This window comes from Pseudoalteromonas luteoviolacea NCIMB 1942, assembly GCF_001625595.1.
Lineage (GTDB): Bacteria > Pseudomonadota > Gammaproteobacteria > Enterobacterales > Alteromonadaceae > Pseudoalteromonas > Pseudoalteromonas luteoviolacea_A.
This window is the reverse complement of the sequence record NZ_AUXT01000189.1, coordinates 15,154-32,030: the sequence shown is the minus strand read 5'-3', so window position 1 is coordinate 32,030 and position 16,877 is coordinate 15,154. Positions and strand designations below refer to the sequence as shown.

Sequence of the window (16,877 nt, the reverse complement as noted above, 5' to 3'; positions counted from 1 at the left end):
TTCTTAACTGATCGGCATTAACCGAGGAGGTGGCTTTTTGTAGATAGAAGTATATTACATTACTCGCATTCCAGGTTCTGACCCTTCATCAGGGTTCAAAATATAGATCTCTTTTCCGCCTGGACCTGCTGCCAATACCATGCCTTCTGACAGTCCAAAACGCATTTTACGCGGCTTAAGGTTTGCAACCATAACTGTTAACTTGCCTTCGATGTCTTCTGGCGCGTATGCAGACTTAATACCTGCAAACACTTGGCGGGTTTCTCCGCCTAGATCTAGCGTAAGTTTTAAAAGCTTTTCTGCACCTTCTACATGCTCTGCCTTGGCAATCTTTGCTACGCGTAAGTCTACTTTAGCAAAATCGTTGAACTCGATTTCATCTGCGATAGACTCTTTTGCTAGCGGGCTATTTGGATCTATAGCTGGCTTTGCTGATTCTAAGCTTTCTTTGGATGCTTCCAACATAGCGTTTACTTTATCTAAATCTACACGTTGCATTAGTGCTTTAAATTTATTGATTTCATGACCCTTCAATGGTTCAGCAATCGTGTCCCAATGTAACTCAGTCGCTAAGAACTGCTCAACATTCGCACTCATGCCTGGTAGAACAGGTTTCAAGTACGTCAGGATAACCTTGAACATATTCAGACCTAGTGAGCATACTTGGTGCGCACGTTCTTGTGTTGCTTCATCCTTAATAAGTACCCACGGTGCTTCAGCGTCAATAAACTGATTTGCTTTATCTGCAAGTGTCATAATTTCACGAATAGCTCGACTATATTCGCGGTTTTCATAATGCGTAGAAATTGTTTCTGAAGCTGCTGTGAACTCTGCTAAAAGCGCTTCATCCATAATTACTTCACTAAGCTTGCCAGAAAACTTTTTGGTGATGAAACCAGAACATCGGCTAGCAATATTAACCACTTTGCCAACAAGATCAGAATTCACACGCTGTGCAAAATCTTCTAGGTTTAGATCTAGATCGGTAATGCCGCTGTTCAGTTTAGCTGCGTAGTAATAGCGTAAGTACTCTGGATCTAAATGTTCTAAGTAGGTTCTTGCTTTGATAAACGTACCTTTTGACTTAGACATCTTAGCGCCATTTACTGTAACAAAGCCGTGCGCGAATACATTTGTTGGCTTTCTAAATTCTGCGCCCTCAAGCATTGCAGGCCAGAATAAACTGTGGAAGTAAATGATGTCCTTACCAATGAAGTGGTAAAGTTCTGCGTCAGAATCTTTACCCCAAAAGCTATCAAAGTCTATGCCGCTTTTGTCGCATAGGTTTTTAAAGCTAGCCATATAACCGATAGGTGCATCAAGCCAGACATAAAAGTACTTGCCAGGAGCTCCTGGGATCTCAAACCCAAAGTAAGGTGCATCTCGGCTGATATCCCATTGCTGCAAGCCTTCTGCAAACCACTCTTCTAGTTTGTTTGCCATTTCTGCCTGCAAGCTGCCTGAATGCAACCATTCTTTTAACATACCTTCGAAGGCCGGTAAGTCAAAGAAAAAGTGTTCAGAGTCTTTCAAAACTGGCGTAGCACCAGACATCGCAGACTTAGGATTTTTGAGTTCTGTTGGGCTATATGTTGCACCACATGCATCACAGCTGTCACCATTTTGGTCATCTGCGTTACAGGTTGGGCAAGTGCCAGTAACAAAACGATCAGGTAAGAAGATACTTTTTTCAGGATCGAAGAGTTGCGAAATAGTATGTTTTTTGATGTGACCTTTATCGTTTAGGCGAGTATAGATAAGCTCACTAAGCGCTTTGTTCTCTTCACTATGTGTACTATGGTAGTTGTCAAACACAATATTGAAATCAGCAAAATCACGCTGCCTTTCTATACTGACGTTTTTAACCATTTCTTCAGGTGTAATGCCCTGCTTCTGAGCATTAAGCATGATCGGAGTACCATGAGCGTCATCTGCACATACATAGTATGCCTCGTGGCCACGCATTTTTTGGAAACGAGACCAAACATCGGTTTGAATATATTCTAATAAGTGCCCTAAATGAGTTGGGCCATTTGCATACGGTAATGCACTGGTAATGAGAATTTTTCTCTTTGTCATAGTTTTCCCATGGTTTTTTAGCCGCATTGACTAATACCAGTTGAAGTACTGTTCTAATTTTAACGGTTGAATTTAGTACAGTTTTAATCTTTAACTGGAATATGCCCTCTTAACGCGATTTTGACTGGTCTTAATGAACTGAATGTTACATAATTCCAGCGTTATTTTCACCACCTGATGGCGTTTTATTTGTATGTTTGGTATCAAGAGTTTGTTCAGCAAAGAAGATCCTGTTGAAAAGAAAATCATTGAGCTTTTAAATAATTATCGAAGTGCAATTTTTCCGATGGGTATTCAACCCCAATGGATTGAACAAATTAAAAAAGAAAATAACGGGTGGCAAGTGTGTATTGACTTGCCATTTGCCGCATTATCGCAGCAGCCCATTCTGAAAACATACTTGCAAGACAGCTTAAACCACGAGATCAATATTTCTATCAATACTCGGTTGGCTCCCCACTATAAGTTTAAAAAGATTAAACATATTATTTTGGTAGCCTCAGGTAAGGGGGGCGTAGGAAAGTCAACTACTGCGGTAAATTTGGCTTTGGCGCTTAAATCTGAAGGTGCAAGAGTTGGCTTGTTAGACGCGGATATTTATGGGCCATCAATTCCTTCGTTGCTGGGTCTTGTGGGCGAACAACCGACTGCTAAAGATGAAAAAGTACTTAACCCTATGGAGAAGTATGGGCTAAAGACGATGTCGATTGGTTACCTTGTACCAGCAGAAAATGCGACGGTATGGCGAGGCCCAATGGCATCGCAAGCTTTGAACCAACTACTCAATGAAACCGACTGGGGTGAGTTAGACTATTTGATCGTAGATATGCCACCAGGTACTGGGGATATTCAGCTGACGATGACGCAGAAGCTTCCCGCAAGTGGCGCAGTCATAGTAACTACGCCGCAAGATTTGGCCTTGGCAGATGCTCAGAAGGGTATCGCAATGTTTTCGCAGGTTAATTTGCCGATTATCGGCTTGATTGAAAATATGAGCTTTTTTAATTGCTCGCACTGTGGTGGAAAAAACCACCTATTTGGGAAGGATGGCGGCAACCAATTGGCTGCCCGTCATGGAGTACCACTGTTGGCAGAAATCCCTTTGGATATTCAAATTCGGGAAGAGTCAGAGCATGGCGCTAACCTAATTGACAAAGATCTGCCTATTAGCGAACACTATATATACAGTGCTCAATTGATTAGTAGCATGCTGTACCTACAATTACATGACAGTAATGGTGTTGAGATAGTTATCACGGATGATTAATCATTTTTTACTGTCCCAAAACGCATTATTTTTCCTAATAGCTGGTAATTATCATTACAGCTTCCATAATTGAGCTAAGCGGTTTGGGTTAATGCAGTAAGTACCTATTTTTAGGTGCAAATTCTTGTGTCATTTAGTATGAGCGTGATGTTTGTTTACAGGGTATTGACCAAAACAGTTTGATCCTAATTTAATCACTTACTCAAGGAGGTGGGTATGTGGTTTATAACAGTGAAGCTCTTTATCATTTTATTGTTGGCGGGTTGTTTTAAATTAGAGGCTGCTCAGGGAAGTTATACTATTGAGCGCTTTGCTGATACATCCAATCAACTCTCGATTGATGCTGTTATTGATCGTAAAAACCACTTTAGTTCTATCGATACAAAAACGAAATTCAATAAAGGGGAAACCGTTTGGGTTAAGGTAAGTAGCGATGACAAAAACAAGCATATAGTTGCCATTACAAGCCCAATTGAAGGGCATGTTAAACTGTATCGAGTAGTCGCAGGCTCTGTCGTTGACTACGTGCTGGCATCGCCCATAATTGGCTATACTTCGGCAGAGCAAAGCATATTGCCTTATCAAGCTTTAATTGATGATGGACAATCTGCAAAAGTATATATTCAAGTTCATGCAAAATATAGCGGCATGTTGTCATTGTCAGTGATGTCCTTCAGTGAATATCGTCAAGTATTAAGCAAACGACTATTCGTACTGGGGGCAAGTAGCGGTGTTCATTATTTCATCGCGTTTTTTGTGTTGCTAATGGCGCTGGGTCAATCTCGCAAAGGTCTAGGATCTTTGGCGGCTTACTTTGTGTGCATAAGTGTTCAAAGTGGCGTTTATAATGGTGCTAATACACTTCTGTTTCCAAATGATATGGTAGGGTATTTCGCTACTTTCCACAGTCAAATCTTTTTATTATCGTTAATTTTCGCAATTTTATTTTTATATCATTTTATGGTTGAGAAAAGGGCTGATGGGCAATATACCAAGCTAGTGACAGCATCTATTTGGTTTATTACTGCATTGGCTGTACTTATAGCGCCTCTCAATGCACAGAACTCACTCGTTTTTCATGTTTTGGCAAGCTTAATTTGCTGTATTTTATATGCTGTGGTTTTAAAAAGTCAGTATGCTGAGCATAAAGATGAAGTACTGGTATTGGTACTGACCTGGTTACCTATTTTTGCCTTAAAGGCGTCAATTTTTGTGAATCAATTTGGGGTCTTCATTCCCGTCGATGAATCTCTCTTAAGTCATCTATTGATAACGCTTCATGTCGTGATGCTTTCCTGCTATTTGTATTGGCATGATAAAAACAAAAAAAGAAAGTTGATGTTCTATGCTACCCATGACAAAGATACTGGTGCTCCAAACCGATACATGTTGCAGCAAAGTCTGGAGGCTTTGGACAAAGAAAGTAAACCACATACATTATTACTGTTTCGACCTTTGGTGTTACAAACAATACGTTTAAATATGGGATGGAACTATGCAAATGCGCACTTGAAAAAGCTGCTCATAAAGGTCGGGGAACAGTTAGGCACGTATGGCAATTTTGTTATAGCGGAGGATTTGAAGAGTCATACCTCTATTTACAGGCTTGATGACTCTTTGTTTGCTGTGGTTTTAATTGGTAAGTTTGAGCTTAGTCAAGTAGAGCAGTTTGTGTGCATTTTATCAGCCAGCTTTGAAGAGGGCATTGATTTTGGTGGTGACTTACTGGTAGACCAATTAGAAATTGGTGTGGCAAGCAACCCGATCCACGCTTCCAGTGCTGATTCTCTCACCCAGTGCGCAATGCAAGCGATGGCCGCCAAACCCGTAGGCACTAATAAATGGCAGTTATTTGATTTTGGTAATTCAATTGTATCTCAGCGACGTATAAAAATTGCTTCTGCGTTAAAAGTTGCCATTGAACGAGAGCAGTTGAGTTTATATCTACAGCCTCAGCTGCACTTGAAATCAGGGCGAGTTTACGGTGCTGAGGCACTATTGCGGTGGCACCATCCCGAATTGGGCGTGATCCCTCCCAGTGAATTTATTCCAATCGCTGAGTCGTCAGGTATTATTTATGAATTGACTGAGTGGGTTATTGAGTCAGGATTAAAGCAGCAAGCAGAGCTAGTTCAATTACTGCCTTCTCATACACTGTCTTTGAACATCTCTGGACGAGACGTTGGAAGAAAAGAGTTGACGGTTCAATTAATTGAATTGATTAATCACTATGAACTTATCCCATCTCAAATTGTTCTCGAAGTGACAGAGTCTGCCACCGTAGAGAATGAAACCATGTTGTTTGATAGTTTAACTGACTATCGAAGTGTCGGTATTAAAGTTGCGATAGATGATTTTGGCACAGGCTATTCATCCTTGGCTTATTTAAGTCAGCTTGGGTTTGATAAATTAAAAGTAGACAAGCGTTTTGTCATGGACTTGGAGAGTTCTAAGACAAACCAAACCATTTGCAAAGCGACTTGTGACATGGCGCATAGCTTAGGATCAATCGTAGTTGCAGAGGGCGTTGAAAGTGAAGGAAGCTACAGGCAACTACAAAGCTTTGAGTGCGATATAGGCCAAGGTTATTTTATTTCTCGGCCATTGCCATTTGAAGACTATAAAGTATGGCTAAAAAGGATGACGGGCGTGGAGGACGTTATTCATTATTTAACGTCGTAGTGAGTATCACAATTAACAATGCGCGATTTAGCTCTAAACTTTATTGTGCTCGCGGAGGTTTTCTAGACAATTTGATAACGCCTCAGCGAGCGGCATTAAACCGATTGGTTTTAAGAGCACATCATTCATCCCAGCTAGCTCGTAAGCTGCTTTGTCTTCTTCAGAGGTATTGCCGGTTAAGGCGACAATGTGGGCATGGCTTGGTAAAAGCTTTTTCTGCAGAAGGTTTTTGGTGGTTGTTAACCCGTCCATGACGGGCATGATACTGTCCATAAAAACTAAGTCATAGGCTTTGGCTGAACACTTCTCAAGCGCAATCTCGCCGTTACTGGCAAAGTCTGAGGTGATGTTAAACTTTAGCAAATAAGTTTCCATCACTTTCTGGTTAATTTCATTGTCTTCAACAACGAGCACATTAAGTTTGGATGCATCAAAGGCGGTATCTTGACGAGGCTCCTCTATTGCTTGTACAGAAGTTGTATCAAAAGGGATTGAAACCTTAAATTGGCTCCCTTCACCAAGTGTGCTTTTAACTTCAATACGCCCATTCATGACCTCTATGAGCTCTTTGACAATGGACATACCAAGTCCAGTCCCTCCATATTGGCTGCCTATTTCTTTTTCGCCTTGTTTAAATGGTTGAAATAAAGTGTTGAGACTATTTGAAGACATCCCAATTCCGGTGTCTGAAACTAATATATGAAGTATAATCCCCGAGAGTGTATCGGCAGACTCAACGGACAATTGAATGGCCCCTTGCGTGGTGAATTTCAGTGAGTTGCTCAGTAGGTTAGTGAGTATCTGGTTCAATCTGACCGAATCGCACAACACCATGCAATTTGCTCTAATTTTTATATTGGTCTCAAATTTTACTTCGGGGTTTTTGATGAGTTGTTTGTACAGCTCAACGACATCCGACATTGCAATAGAAATATCAGTAGGTTGGGGTGCTAAAGTCAGCCCTTCTTGAGAAATTTTCGAAAAGTCGAGTACTTCATTCACAAGGCCTAACAGTATATCGGCACTGCGCAAAGCTAATTGTAAGTTCTCAGTTCTGATCTCGGTATCAACGTCGTCTAGAGAATTGATAAGTAATCCAGATATACCGTTAAGAGGCGTTCTCATTTCGTGACATATCTTGGACAAAAAGTAACTTCTTTCATTCAACAGCATTTCTGCTTCATGACGCTGCCCCTTCAACGTTTCACGAAGTTCTACAGACTGCGTAATATCCTGAAGAGAACCGAATAAACTGGTGCATTTTCCATCGGTATATTGAGCTTCACCATGCCACGATACCCAAATGCGCCTGCCTGTTATCGTCATCAATTGTAGCTCAACCTCCCAAGGCTTTGCCGTTAAATCAGCATCAGACATAGAGCGCAAAAATTGCTGCTTATGTTCATCGCACTCAAAGAGCGAAAGCCATAAATTTAACGTCGGTGTTTCGTGGTTAGGCAAGTCATGAATCTGTTTTGTTTGGTCACTCCAAAATAAATGCTGACCCTCTAAATCTAATCTCCAACTTCCTATCGAGGCAACCTTTTCCATTCTCTCTAGTGTTTTATAGTTGTCATGTAGCACTATCTCTGCTTTACGCCTAGCAAACTCGGAGCCCAACCATTGTGCGAACAGTTCTACATAGTCAATATGGTCCAAGGTAAAAGGTTGGCTAATTTTTGGCGAGGAAAAATTGACGGTTCCCAGTGTCCCATTTCCTACTCTAATCGGAGCTCCAATGTATGACTCTAATTGAAAGTTTGAGTAGCAGGGATGGGTGGAAATTATACTGTTACCGGCATGGTGAAAACAAAGTGCCTTGTCAGCTTTGAGCGTATGGGCACAGTATGTGCTGCCCAAATCAAAGCTGCATTTTGGCGTTAGGTCTGGATTGTCTGACTCCACATATAATATGACGTAGTTAGAACCTACAACTTGACTCACGATCGCAATTTCCAGTGAAAAAACTTCTAACCCAAACTTGAGTAAACAGTGTATTTTCTGTTCTGTTGAGAGTGTCTGGTCTGACACGATAGAGTGAAATTGCCTTAAAAAACTCACCTTATGGTCCTTTTTCAATGATAGCTTATAATCTGGCGTGTGCATTGAGTACGCTTGTACGCTATGTATATATTATATGAAAAGTTTTACGTTTCAATGAGGTAATTTATTATTGCGTCCATGTTTGTCGATTAAGTTTACATCTGAATATTCAGTTTAATTTGGAGAGGGAAGCTGAGTATGTAATATGTCACCGAGAGTTTGAAAGTAATTAATGACTTGTTCAGAGAGTACATCACGCTCAAGTGGTAATAAAAATCCGCCCGACATCTCCAGTTTTGATTTCCTAACATCAGAAACTAGGAACTCGTTTTCAATTGTGCTTTGATAGGCAATCGTGCACTCAAAGGCTCTTGCGGTTAACTCTTCCGGCAGGCTGTAGTATAAACGGCCAAACTGCTTATCTAACTTGATTGAACGACTGAAAAATGAACTTGGTTGTTTAGCATCTTCGCTCAGTAATACGCATTTATATATATTGTTGAGTTTGTTATTGAGAGGATGAGCGAGATTAGGGCTATCTCTTAGCCAAACGGATGATGCAAAGTCAGATGCATTACAGGTTTCGAACAAGTGCTTGCAAATATAATGATCGAATGCGTGCCACCATTCATGCGCTAGTGCACCACCTCCAGCATTTTTTGCCAACGCCAAAGTTCGCCTGCCTGGTTCATAATGCGCCTGCACTCCTTTTTGTCCGCCACTGCCAAATGCTAAATTTAAAGTTTGCCTTAAACCTATTGCTTGAGGGGGTAAAGATAAAATTTGCGCAAGATCCGCGAGCGCATCATATATTAAATTTGCGGCGACATGCTGTTCTTGTTTGGTTACCCAGTTACCTAATATGATGGTCTTAAAACCAAATGTAGTTTTTATTTCGTCAAAGCAAACCTGATCTCCAAACCGATAGTCAGGTCCTTTGCGGTTAAACTGCCGATTAAGCCGAGTCGTCATTGTCTAAATACCGTTCTCTTACATGTGGTGGCATAAATTTGGTTTGTTCAGTGATCATGCCTTGCAGTAGTTTGTAGAGTGGCTTTGGGTCCATCGTGTCATAAACAGTCAAGAAATATGCGCACGCCTCTAAAGTAGACAAACTATACTGCTGTTCTGCTTTTCTTATCGTATATTGGTTTTTAGGTGCACTACTGAATGAGATTCGTGGGAGTTCAATAAGCCACGGATTTAACATAGCCAGCTTATGCGCTTTTTTCCAAGTACCGTCTAGCACAAACAAATAATCTATCCGGGTTTCTTTTGAGGTAATGTTTTCTAGGGCGGTTGCATTCTCTCCCGGGTATAAAAGTGCACAATGATTTTGTTTCGCAATGGCTTGTGCGTCGAGGAAATCGCTAGGGGTCTCTCCAACAAAGATGTGAATATTTTTTAGTTGCAAACTAAGTAATCTCACCGTGTTTTTTGCCGCGGTAACCTCTGAGGGGTGCTGTAATACAACTATATGCGTTTTATTCGCGATCACATTTGATATGTGGTCGCATACACAAGTTTTTACAGAAAAGTGGCAAATTTTGCAGGTACTTCTTTTCATAGAGGGTCAGTGCAAGTTAAAGTGCTGGGTATATTAACATATTTTTGTGGTTAACTTTGCCCTTGTGACGACTCTTAGCTAGCATATAGTAAAGAAAGGGTGTGTAAGGGTTCCACTACTGTAAAGGATTTTTATGAGCACGATAATTGACGAAACTTGCTTGGAAAATATGCAGTCTCTTTTGGGAGATCAGTTTAGCGACACATTAGAGTTCTGTTTAACTGAGTTTGAGCGACTAGAAAACGAAGTTAAGATGACCATAAATTCGGATTTAGAAGCAGCCACAAGGAATGCACATAGCTTGAAGTCCAACGCAGCGCAGTTTGGGGCGATGAGTCTTTCTGATGTGGCAAGAGAAATCGAAATGGCATTACTTGCGAATGAAGTCGAAAAAGCAAAAGCTGAGATTGATAATTTGAGCGAGCAGGTCGTTGCCTCAAAATCAAAACTACAGCATTGGATTACATCCAGCGTATAACTCTCGAAACTCGGGCTATTAATTTACGCTGTAAACCAATTTTGTAAGGCCAAAGTCTCTATTGGGTTTGGCCCATGTCTCGTTAATCATAAAAACCTCCATATTTCCTGTAATTAACGCTTCTTAGAAGCTTTTCAAATCATTGTGTTATGGGTATGCTAGCCAAGGAATGGGGAGATATGTGATGAACAAAATAAATAAAAGTAATAAGTTAACGGGAGTGTGTTACGACATACGTGGGCCTGTGTTGAGTCAGGCTCAAAAAATGGAAGATGAAGGGGTAAAGGTACTCAAACTAAACATCGGAAACCCTGCCGCATTTGGCTTTGATATGCCCGAAGATATGCATCGAGATATCATTCGAAACCTTCGTCAAGGGCAGGGGTATTGTGACTCTAAGGGGCTATATTCTGCAAGAGTTGCAGTCTACCAATATTATCAGCAGAAAGACTTCCCGAATTTAAGCGTAGATAATATTTTTATTGGTAATGGCGTCAGTGAATTGATTCAAATGGTGACCCAAGCCCTGTTAAACGATGGTGATGAAGTTTTAATCCCAGCTCCAGACTATCCGTTGTGGACAGCATCGGTTAGGTTGTCTGGCGGTGTGCCTGTACATTACATGTGTGACGAATGTGCAGATTGGTTTCCTGATTTGGCAGATATTCGTGAAAAAGTCACGAGTAAAACAAAGGCACTGGTTCTTATTAACCCGAACAATCCAACTGGCTCTGTATATAGCAAAGAATTACTCGAAGGCTTAATTGATATAGCCAGAGAGCATAATTTACTTGTTTTAAGCGATGAGATTTACGAGAAGATTTTGTTTGATGGGGCAGAGCATTTTTCAATAGGCTCTTTGTGTGACGATTTACCATTAATTACTTTTAATGGGCTAGCTAAAACATATCGAGCAGCTGGACTTCGCATGGGATGGATGGTTGCAAGTGGCAAGGTATCGGCCATGCGTGATTTGCTTGAAGGGTTAAATATGCTGGCTTCTATGCGATTGTGTGCCAATGTGCCTGCGCAATTTGCAATCCAACAAGCCCTAGGTGGGGTCCAATCTATTGATGAGCTGTTACTACCTGGTGGGCGGCTATACGAACAGAGAAATATAGCATGGCAAGGGTTGAATGATATTCAAGGGCTCTCCTGCGTAAAGCCAAAAGGTGCTCTTTATGCTTTTGCTAAATTTGATACTAAGCACTTTAATGTAAAAAATGACGAATTAATGATGCTCGACCTATTACGAGAAGAGAAAATTTTGCTTGTACATGGGCGTGCATTTAATTGGCCGTCTCCGGACCATTTCCGCCTTGTGTTTTTACCGCATAAAGATGAATTAGAGCCTGCATTACAGTCAATGAAACGATTCTTTGACAGTTATAGGCAATAATCTGTTTAGAATATGCCCCAAATTGAGATGGGGCATATATATTACTTTAGAGTGCCACCAGCAACGTTAATAACATAGCGGTTATAGAGTTCATCCATGTTGCTAATAATGCTCTCTTTACCTAGGACCTCGTGCCGTGAAATTGCTTCACTTATTGCAGCAGCATCGATACTCACTGCCATTTCGTGTGCGAGTTTAACATGGCTAATATGCCAAGGTTCACACGCGACACCACCTCGGTATTTATCATACGGTTTATAAAAACCAAATTCGCTCATCGTCAGGTCGAGCCATGCTGAAAACTCGTGAAATGGACCGCTTTTTTCATACTCCCAAGGCTCAAGCTGCAAAGAATGCCCAGTGGCTAAGCAATTTGTGGCGTAAACATCCAAATCAGTCCCAAAATGATGTCGGCTAGCTCCAGGCAACGCTGAAAATAGCATGATGGCCTCAATAATCGCTTTACTACTAAATCCGGTGGTGTCAACGGCTTTATTATCAAGGTCTAAAATGGGTCTGAGGCCACTGTATTTGGCGTTCCATATTGCTTTTTGGCGATGGAAGTCTCTTTGGGCAGAGGCTATTGCAAAGTCAAAACCAGAAGATTTTGCTGCTTGGATCAAACCATCAAGGTCTGATTTAAGGCGATGATGTATCTGGCTGCCTCTAAAATCGATTAAGTGTGAACCCTTTAGCCCTAAAGCTTGCAGTTGCAAATCGTTCATTACTTGTTGGCCAATAACTTCTCTAGAATGCGCTCATATATCAAAGCTAAATCGTCAAGAGACTTGGCGCATACTTGTTCATCGACTTGGTGAATTGTTTTGTTAATAGGCCCAAGCTCAATTACTTTACACCCTGTTTGAGCGATAAACCTACCATCTGAAGTACCGCCTGAAGTTTCGGGTGTAGCATTAACGCCAGTGACTTCTTTAATAGACTCAAGCGTCACATTCAAAAGCTCTCCAGGTTCAGTTAAAAATGGTAAGCCATTGACTGTCCAATTCAAGCTAAAGTCCAAGTTATGGGCATTTAAAATATCTAAAACACCTTGTTGAAGCATTTCAACACTAGACTCTGTGCTAAACCGAAAATTGAACTGAATATCTACAGATCCCGGGATCACATTACCAACCCCAGTTCCGCCATGGATATTAGATATTTGAAAGCTGGTTGCTGGAAAATATTCGTTTCCTTTGTCCCATTGTTTTGAGCTCAACTCTGCAAGTGCAGGGGCAACTTCGTGAATAGGGTTTTTTGCAAGATGAGGGTACGCTACGTGGCCTTGAATGCCCTTAACCTTTAAATGTCCCGTTAATGAGCCTCTTCGACCATTTTTGACCACATCGCCTAGCGTATCTCTTGAAGATGGTTCACCAACTAGGCACATATCAATCTTTTCGTTTCGTGCCTCTAACAGGTCAACAACTTTAGTGGTCCCGTTGATAAAAGGTCCTTCTTCATCTGAGGTAATTAAAAAGCTGATCGAACCCACATGGTCTGGGTGTTTATTAACAAATCGCTCGGTTGCGACGACCATGGCCGCAAGAGAGCCTTTCATGTCGGCTGCACCGCGTCCATGTAAGATCCCGTCTTCTACCAACCCAGCAAACGGCGTGTGACGCCAATCTTTTTCATTACCAACTGGCACAACATCTGTGTGTCCTGCAAAACAAAAATGCGGCCCTTCAGTTCCTTTTCTGGCCCAAGTATTTAGCGTGTCGATAAAGAAATGTTCTTCGATATTGAAACCAAGCTTTTCTAAACGCGCGTTGATTAAATGTTGGCAGCCCGCATCTTCAGGGGTGATAGAAGGGCGCTGAATTAACGCCGATGCGAGCTCAATCACTTCACTTAAAGGGGCTGACTGGCTCATTTAAATATCTCTTGGTATTGATCTGCTTTAAAGCCAATGTGTAGGTTAGAATCAACATCTAGTATTGGACGTTTTATCATGGCTGGAGATTCGAGCATATGTTGCTTGGCAGTGGTTTCATTTAGGTTTTGCTTTTGCTCATCACTTAGTGCGCGAAAAGTTGTTCCTCGCTTATTTAAAACTGATTCCCAACCCAGCTTTTCAACGAATACATCCAGCATTTGCGGTGTTAATCCATCCTTACGGTAGTCGTGAAACTTAAACTCAATATCGTTTTGTTGAAGAAATTTCTTTGCTTTTTTGATCGTATCACAGTTTGGAATACCGTATAAAACTATACTCATAATTTACATGCTCTTGCTAATGTTATTAGCGGATCTTTGCCCGCGTTGACGTTATTGAGAGGATAATAACATGGCCCCAATTTGTCCGCATTGAGAATTATCAATGAGCCAAGAATTGGCGTGTCTTGCGGGACATCGTAATAGCATAGTACGTCGCCTGGAGAAACTGATTTCTTGCCGACACTATGCTGCAATAGGTTTTCCATTTTTTTGTATTCAGATGGGATATGTAAATGGATAAGAAGTTGAAGTCCGGACTCTGCACGAATAACAAATTCGCAGCCTTGTTGAGTTGTCCTAATGACCTTACCTTTACACGGGGCCAGCATTAATGCTTGATTGGTTTTTACAATGACACCTATGCCCAAAACACCAGTTGAAAATAATTGCACAGGATGGTGAATTAAAGGTAAAACCTTTCCCGAAAAAGGGCTTGCAATGTGTAACAATGGATTCGCGATTTGCGTTATCGGCGCGTACTTGATTGGTGTTGAAAATATCATTAAACGAAAAGGTAACCGTCTTTTTTAAGTGCTTGAATAGCATTATTCAATTGTTGCTCTTTTACCAGTATGTAGTCAGTATCGTAGGTTGAAATTGAAAATATAGAAACGTTTGCTGCTGCCAAAACCCCAGAGATATTTGACATGATCCCTGTGAGTGAAAAGCCAAGAGGTCCGATAATTTCTATAGCGCGCCAATAGGGTTCAGCTGCAAAGCTTTGTACTGAAACATGCGATGGGCATACAATTGATAATTCTTCAGCTGTTTTTGCTATAAAGAAGATGCCAGAATTTAGCACGCTAGCGGGAATACCCGCGTCGTTATCTAAACTATGGATAGTAAAGTCTTGTTGTAGTATTTGTAGCGTTTGTTTTGACATACTTGCGCTCTAACAGCATCGACTTATTTATAGTATAGGCAAGCATGATGAAAAGAAACCCTTTTATGAAGAGAGAAGATAATTCTTCTCTCTTCAGCAAGTTAGGAGTCATGATTAATGACGCTGGGCCGCTTGAATGGCTGTGAGCGCTATTGTATAAACGATGTCGTCAACCAAAGCTCCGCGGCTAAGGTCATTCACTGGTTTACGCATACCTTGCAGCATAGGTCCGATACTAATGAGTTCGGCACTTCGCTGAACCGCTTTGTAAGTCGTATTGCCTGTATTTAAATCAGGAAAAACAAAGACCGTCGCTTTACCTGCTACTTTGCTGTTTGGTGCCTTTTTCCGCGCGACATTTTCCATTATAGCTGCATCGTATTGTAAAGGTCCGTCGATATCCAAGTCAGGACGCTTTTGCTGAGCTAGCTTCGTTGCTTCACGGACCTTGTCGACGTCCGCGCCTTGCCCCGATGTGCCCGTGCTATAACTGATCATTGCAACCTTAGGTTCAATGCCAAATGCAGCTGCTGAGTCAGCCGATTGAATTGCGATATCAGCAAGTTGCTCAGCTGATGGGTCAGGGTTTATCGCACAGTCTCCATAAACAAGCACTTGATCTGGTAAAAGCATGAAGAAAACAGAACTCACTAAGGATGAATCAGGTGCTGTTTTAATCAGTTGTAGAGGAGGTCGAATGGTGTTGGCTGTCGTATTTACTGCGCCAGAAACAAGCCCATCGACTTCACTTTCAGCAAGCATCATAGTACCCAGCACTACGTTGTCTTGAAGTTGTTCGGCAGCAACAACCTCTGTTAGACCTTTATTTTTACGAAGCTCTACCATTGGCGCGATATATCTATCAATCGCTTGGGTAGGGTCCAGTATTGTTACGTTTTCATTCAAAACAACGCCTTGCTGCACTGCAATTCGTTGAATTTCCTCGTGCTCACCTAATAGTACTGTTTTGGCTATACCGCGTTCACCACAAATGGCTGCTGCCTTGATTGTTCGAGGTTCATTACCCTCAGGTAAAACGATGGTTTTATCAGCGCGCCTAGCCAAGTCAGTAAGCATATATCTAAAGGCTGGTGGAGATAGCTTTCTGGTACGGGCAACCCCTTGAGATAGGCTGTCTAGCCAGTCAGGGTCGATATGATCTGCATTGTGTTGCTTTACTTTATCGATGCGTTGTTCATCATCTGCGGGAACTTCCATGTTGAAGTTATGAAGCAGTAATGAGGTTCTCCACGTATCGGCCTCGGTCGCGAGAATTGGTAACCCCGTATTCATGGCTTGTTCGCACAACTCCATGATACGTGGCTCAGGCTTGAACCCACCAGTTAATAAAATAGCGCCTAACTTGGTGCCATTCATTGCCGACAAACAAGCTGCGACTAGAATATCTGAGCGGTCACCAGGCGTGACTAGTAAAGCGCCTGGCGTAAAGTGATTCAGGATATTAGATACAGTTCTTGCACAAAACGTAACTCGGCGTAAGCGACGATGCGCCATATCACCTTCGTTTATCACTTCAGCTTGCATATAGTCGCTGAGATCTCTTACGCGCGGAGCGACGAGGTCAAAATCCCAAGGTATAGTACCCAGCAGCATAAAAGGGTGTTTACGAAAGATAGGCAATGACGCTAGGCGGTTCATTTCGTTTTCTAACTGCTCAGGCTCGTGTTGGTCAACTAGGTCTGCTCTGGCTCGGCCATCTTCATCTAAAGGCGCATTAACTTTGTTGAAAATACAACCAAGTACTCTCGCATGGTCAATGCCTCCATAATTTCCTGAGGCAATCTCAAGGCGGTCTTCTAACTGATCATTGCTATCGTTCCCTGGTGTCAAAACAAACACTATGTCTGCCCCTAGAGTTTGAGCAATTTCCCTATTAACCCTACCTGCATAAGGTTGTTTTCTTGTTGGCACCATCCCTTCTATGATTGCGACTTCATCGTCGTGAACAGAACCTTCAAAGCGCTCAACAATTTCTTCTAAAAGATCATCGCCTTTACCATCTCCAATCATTTGCTCTGCATAGTGCAACTCAAAAGGTGTTGGTGGTTCAATAGAAGAGCCTTTTTTTATGATCAACGAAGATTTTTCAGGTCCCACATCGGCATTTCGTGGCTGTGCGATCGGCTTAAAAAAGTTAACCTTCACGCCTTTTTGTTCTAGCGCGCGAACGAGCCCGACAGAAACTGATGTTAAACCAACCCCTGTAGAAATAGGGATAAGCATTATTCTTCGGCTCAT

14 protein-coding genes are annotated in these 16,877 nt (G+C 41.7%); 4 read left to right on the top strand and 10 right to left on the bottom strand.

The features are described 5' to 3' along the window. Positions 1-54: 54 nt before the first annotated feature. Positions 55-2,079 carry a methionine--tRNA ligase gene (gene metG / locus N482_RS18210; RefSeq protein ID WP_063378404.1) on the bottom strand — a complete coding sequence of 675 codons (2,025 nt, stop codon included), beginning with the start codon at positions 2,077-2,079 and terminating at the stop codon, positions 55-57. 193 nt (positions 2,080-2,272) lie between these two features. Here metG and apbC point away from each other — a divergent pair, with 193 nt between their 5' ends. After that, on the top strand, positions 2,273-3,346 hold the full coding sequence (gene apbC / locus N482_RS18205) for an iron-sulfur cluster carrier protein ApbC (protein WP_063378403.1): 1,074 nt from the start codon (positions 2,273-2,275) through the stop codon (positions 3,344-3,346). A 216-nt stretch (positions 3,347-3,562) separates the two neighbouring features. Next, complete coding sequence (locus tag N482_RS18200; RefSeq protein ID WP_063378402.1) at positions 3,563-6,028, top strand: EAL domain-containing protein; 2,466 nt, start codon at positions 3,563-3,565, stop codon at positions 6,026-6,028. A 33-nt stretch (positions 6,029-6,061) separates the two neighbouring features. Here N482_RS18200 and N482_RS18195 read toward each other — a convergent pair whose 3' ends face one another. The 3 genes from N482_RS18195 to N482_RS18185 form a co-directional block, all read right to left on the bottom strand. Beyond that, positions 6,062-8,089 (bottom strand): hybrid sensor histidine kinase/response regulator, encoded by a 2,028-nt coding sequence (locus N482_RS18195; protein ID WP_063378405.1) that lies wholly within the window; start codon positions 8,087-8,089, stop codon positions 6,062-6,064. A 156-nt stretch (positions 8,090-8,245) separates the two neighbouring features. Then, entirely contained in the window at positions 8,246-9,043 is a 798-nt protein-coding gene (locus N482_RS18190; protein WP_063378401.1) for a CLCA_X family protein, read from the bottom strand. Then, the gene (locus N482_RS18185) at positions 9,027-9,638 is read right to left on the bottom strand and encodes a tRNA-uridine aminocarboxypropyltransferase (protein WP_063378400.1); all 612 of its coding nucleotides are present in this window, start codon (positions 9,636-9,638) and stop codon (positions 9,027-9,029) included. Before N482_RS18185 ends, N482_RS18190 begins: the two co-directional genes overlap by 17 nt. Positions 9,639-9,771: 133 nt before the next feature. On the opposite strand from N482_RS18185, the gene N482_RS18180 reads away from it, so the two are divergent. Continuing rightward, a complete protein-coding gene (locus tag N482_RS18180; protein ID WP_063378399.1) occupies positions 9,772-10,116 on the top strand; it encodes an Hpt domain-containing protein in 345 nt (114 codons plus the stop codon). A gap of 184 nt (positions 10,117-10,300) precedes the next feature. Next, a complete protein-coding gene (locus N482_RS18175; RefSeq protein WP_063378398.1) occupies positions 10,301-11,515 on the top strand; it encodes a pyridoxal phosphate-dependent aminotransferase in 1,215 nt (404 codons plus the stop codon). Between the two features lie 41 nt (positions 11,516-11,556). On the opposite strand, the gene N482_RS18170 is transcribed toward N482_RS18175, so the two are convergent. The 6 genes from N482_RS18170 to pta form a co-directional block, all read right to left on the bottom strand. Continuing rightward, on the bottom strand, positions 11,557-12,240 hold the full coding sequence (locus tag N482_RS18170) for a M15 family metallopeptidase (RefSeq protein WP_063378397.1): 684 nt from the start codon (positions 12,238-12,240) through the stop codon (positions 11,557-11,559). After that, positions 12,240-13,391, bottom strand: a complete 1,152-nt coding sequence (gene dapE / locus N482_RS18165) for a succinyl-diaminopimelate desuccinylase (RefSeq protein ID WP_063378396.1) — start codon at positions 13,389-13,391, stop codon at positions 12,240-12,242. Before dapE ends, N482_RS18170 begins: the two co-directional genes overlap by 1 nt. Next, on the bottom strand, positions 13,388-13,735 hold the full coding sequence (locus N482_RS18160; protein WP_063378395.1) for an ArsC family reductase: 348 nt from the start codon (positions 13,733-13,735) through the stop codon (positions 13,388-13,390). The genes dapE and N482_RS18160 overlap by 4 nt, the downstream gene beginning before the upstream one ends. Then, the gene (locus N482_RS18155) at positions 13,732-14,238 is read right to left on the bottom strand and encodes a PTS glucose transporter subunit IIA (protein ID WP_063378394.1); all 507 of its coding nucleotides are present in this window, start codon (positions 14,236-14,238) and stop codon (positions 13,732-13,734) included. Before N482_RS18155 ends, N482_RS18160 begins: the two co-directional genes overlap by 4 nt. After that, positions 14,238-14,618, bottom strand: a complete 381-nt coding sequence (locus tag N482_RS18150) for an ACT domain-containing protein (protein WP_063378393.1) — start codon at positions 14,616-14,618, stop codon at positions 14,238-14,240. Before N482_RS18150 ends, N482_RS18155 begins: the two co-directional genes overlap by 1 nt. Positions 14,619-14,732: 114 nt before the next feature. Continuing rightward, the gene (pta, locus tag N482_RS18145) at positions 14,733-16,877 is read right to left on the bottom strand and encodes a phosphate acetyltransferase (RefSeq protein ID WP_063378392.1); all 2,145 of its coding nucleotides are present in this window, start codon (positions 16,875-16,877) and stop codon (positions 14,733-14,735) included.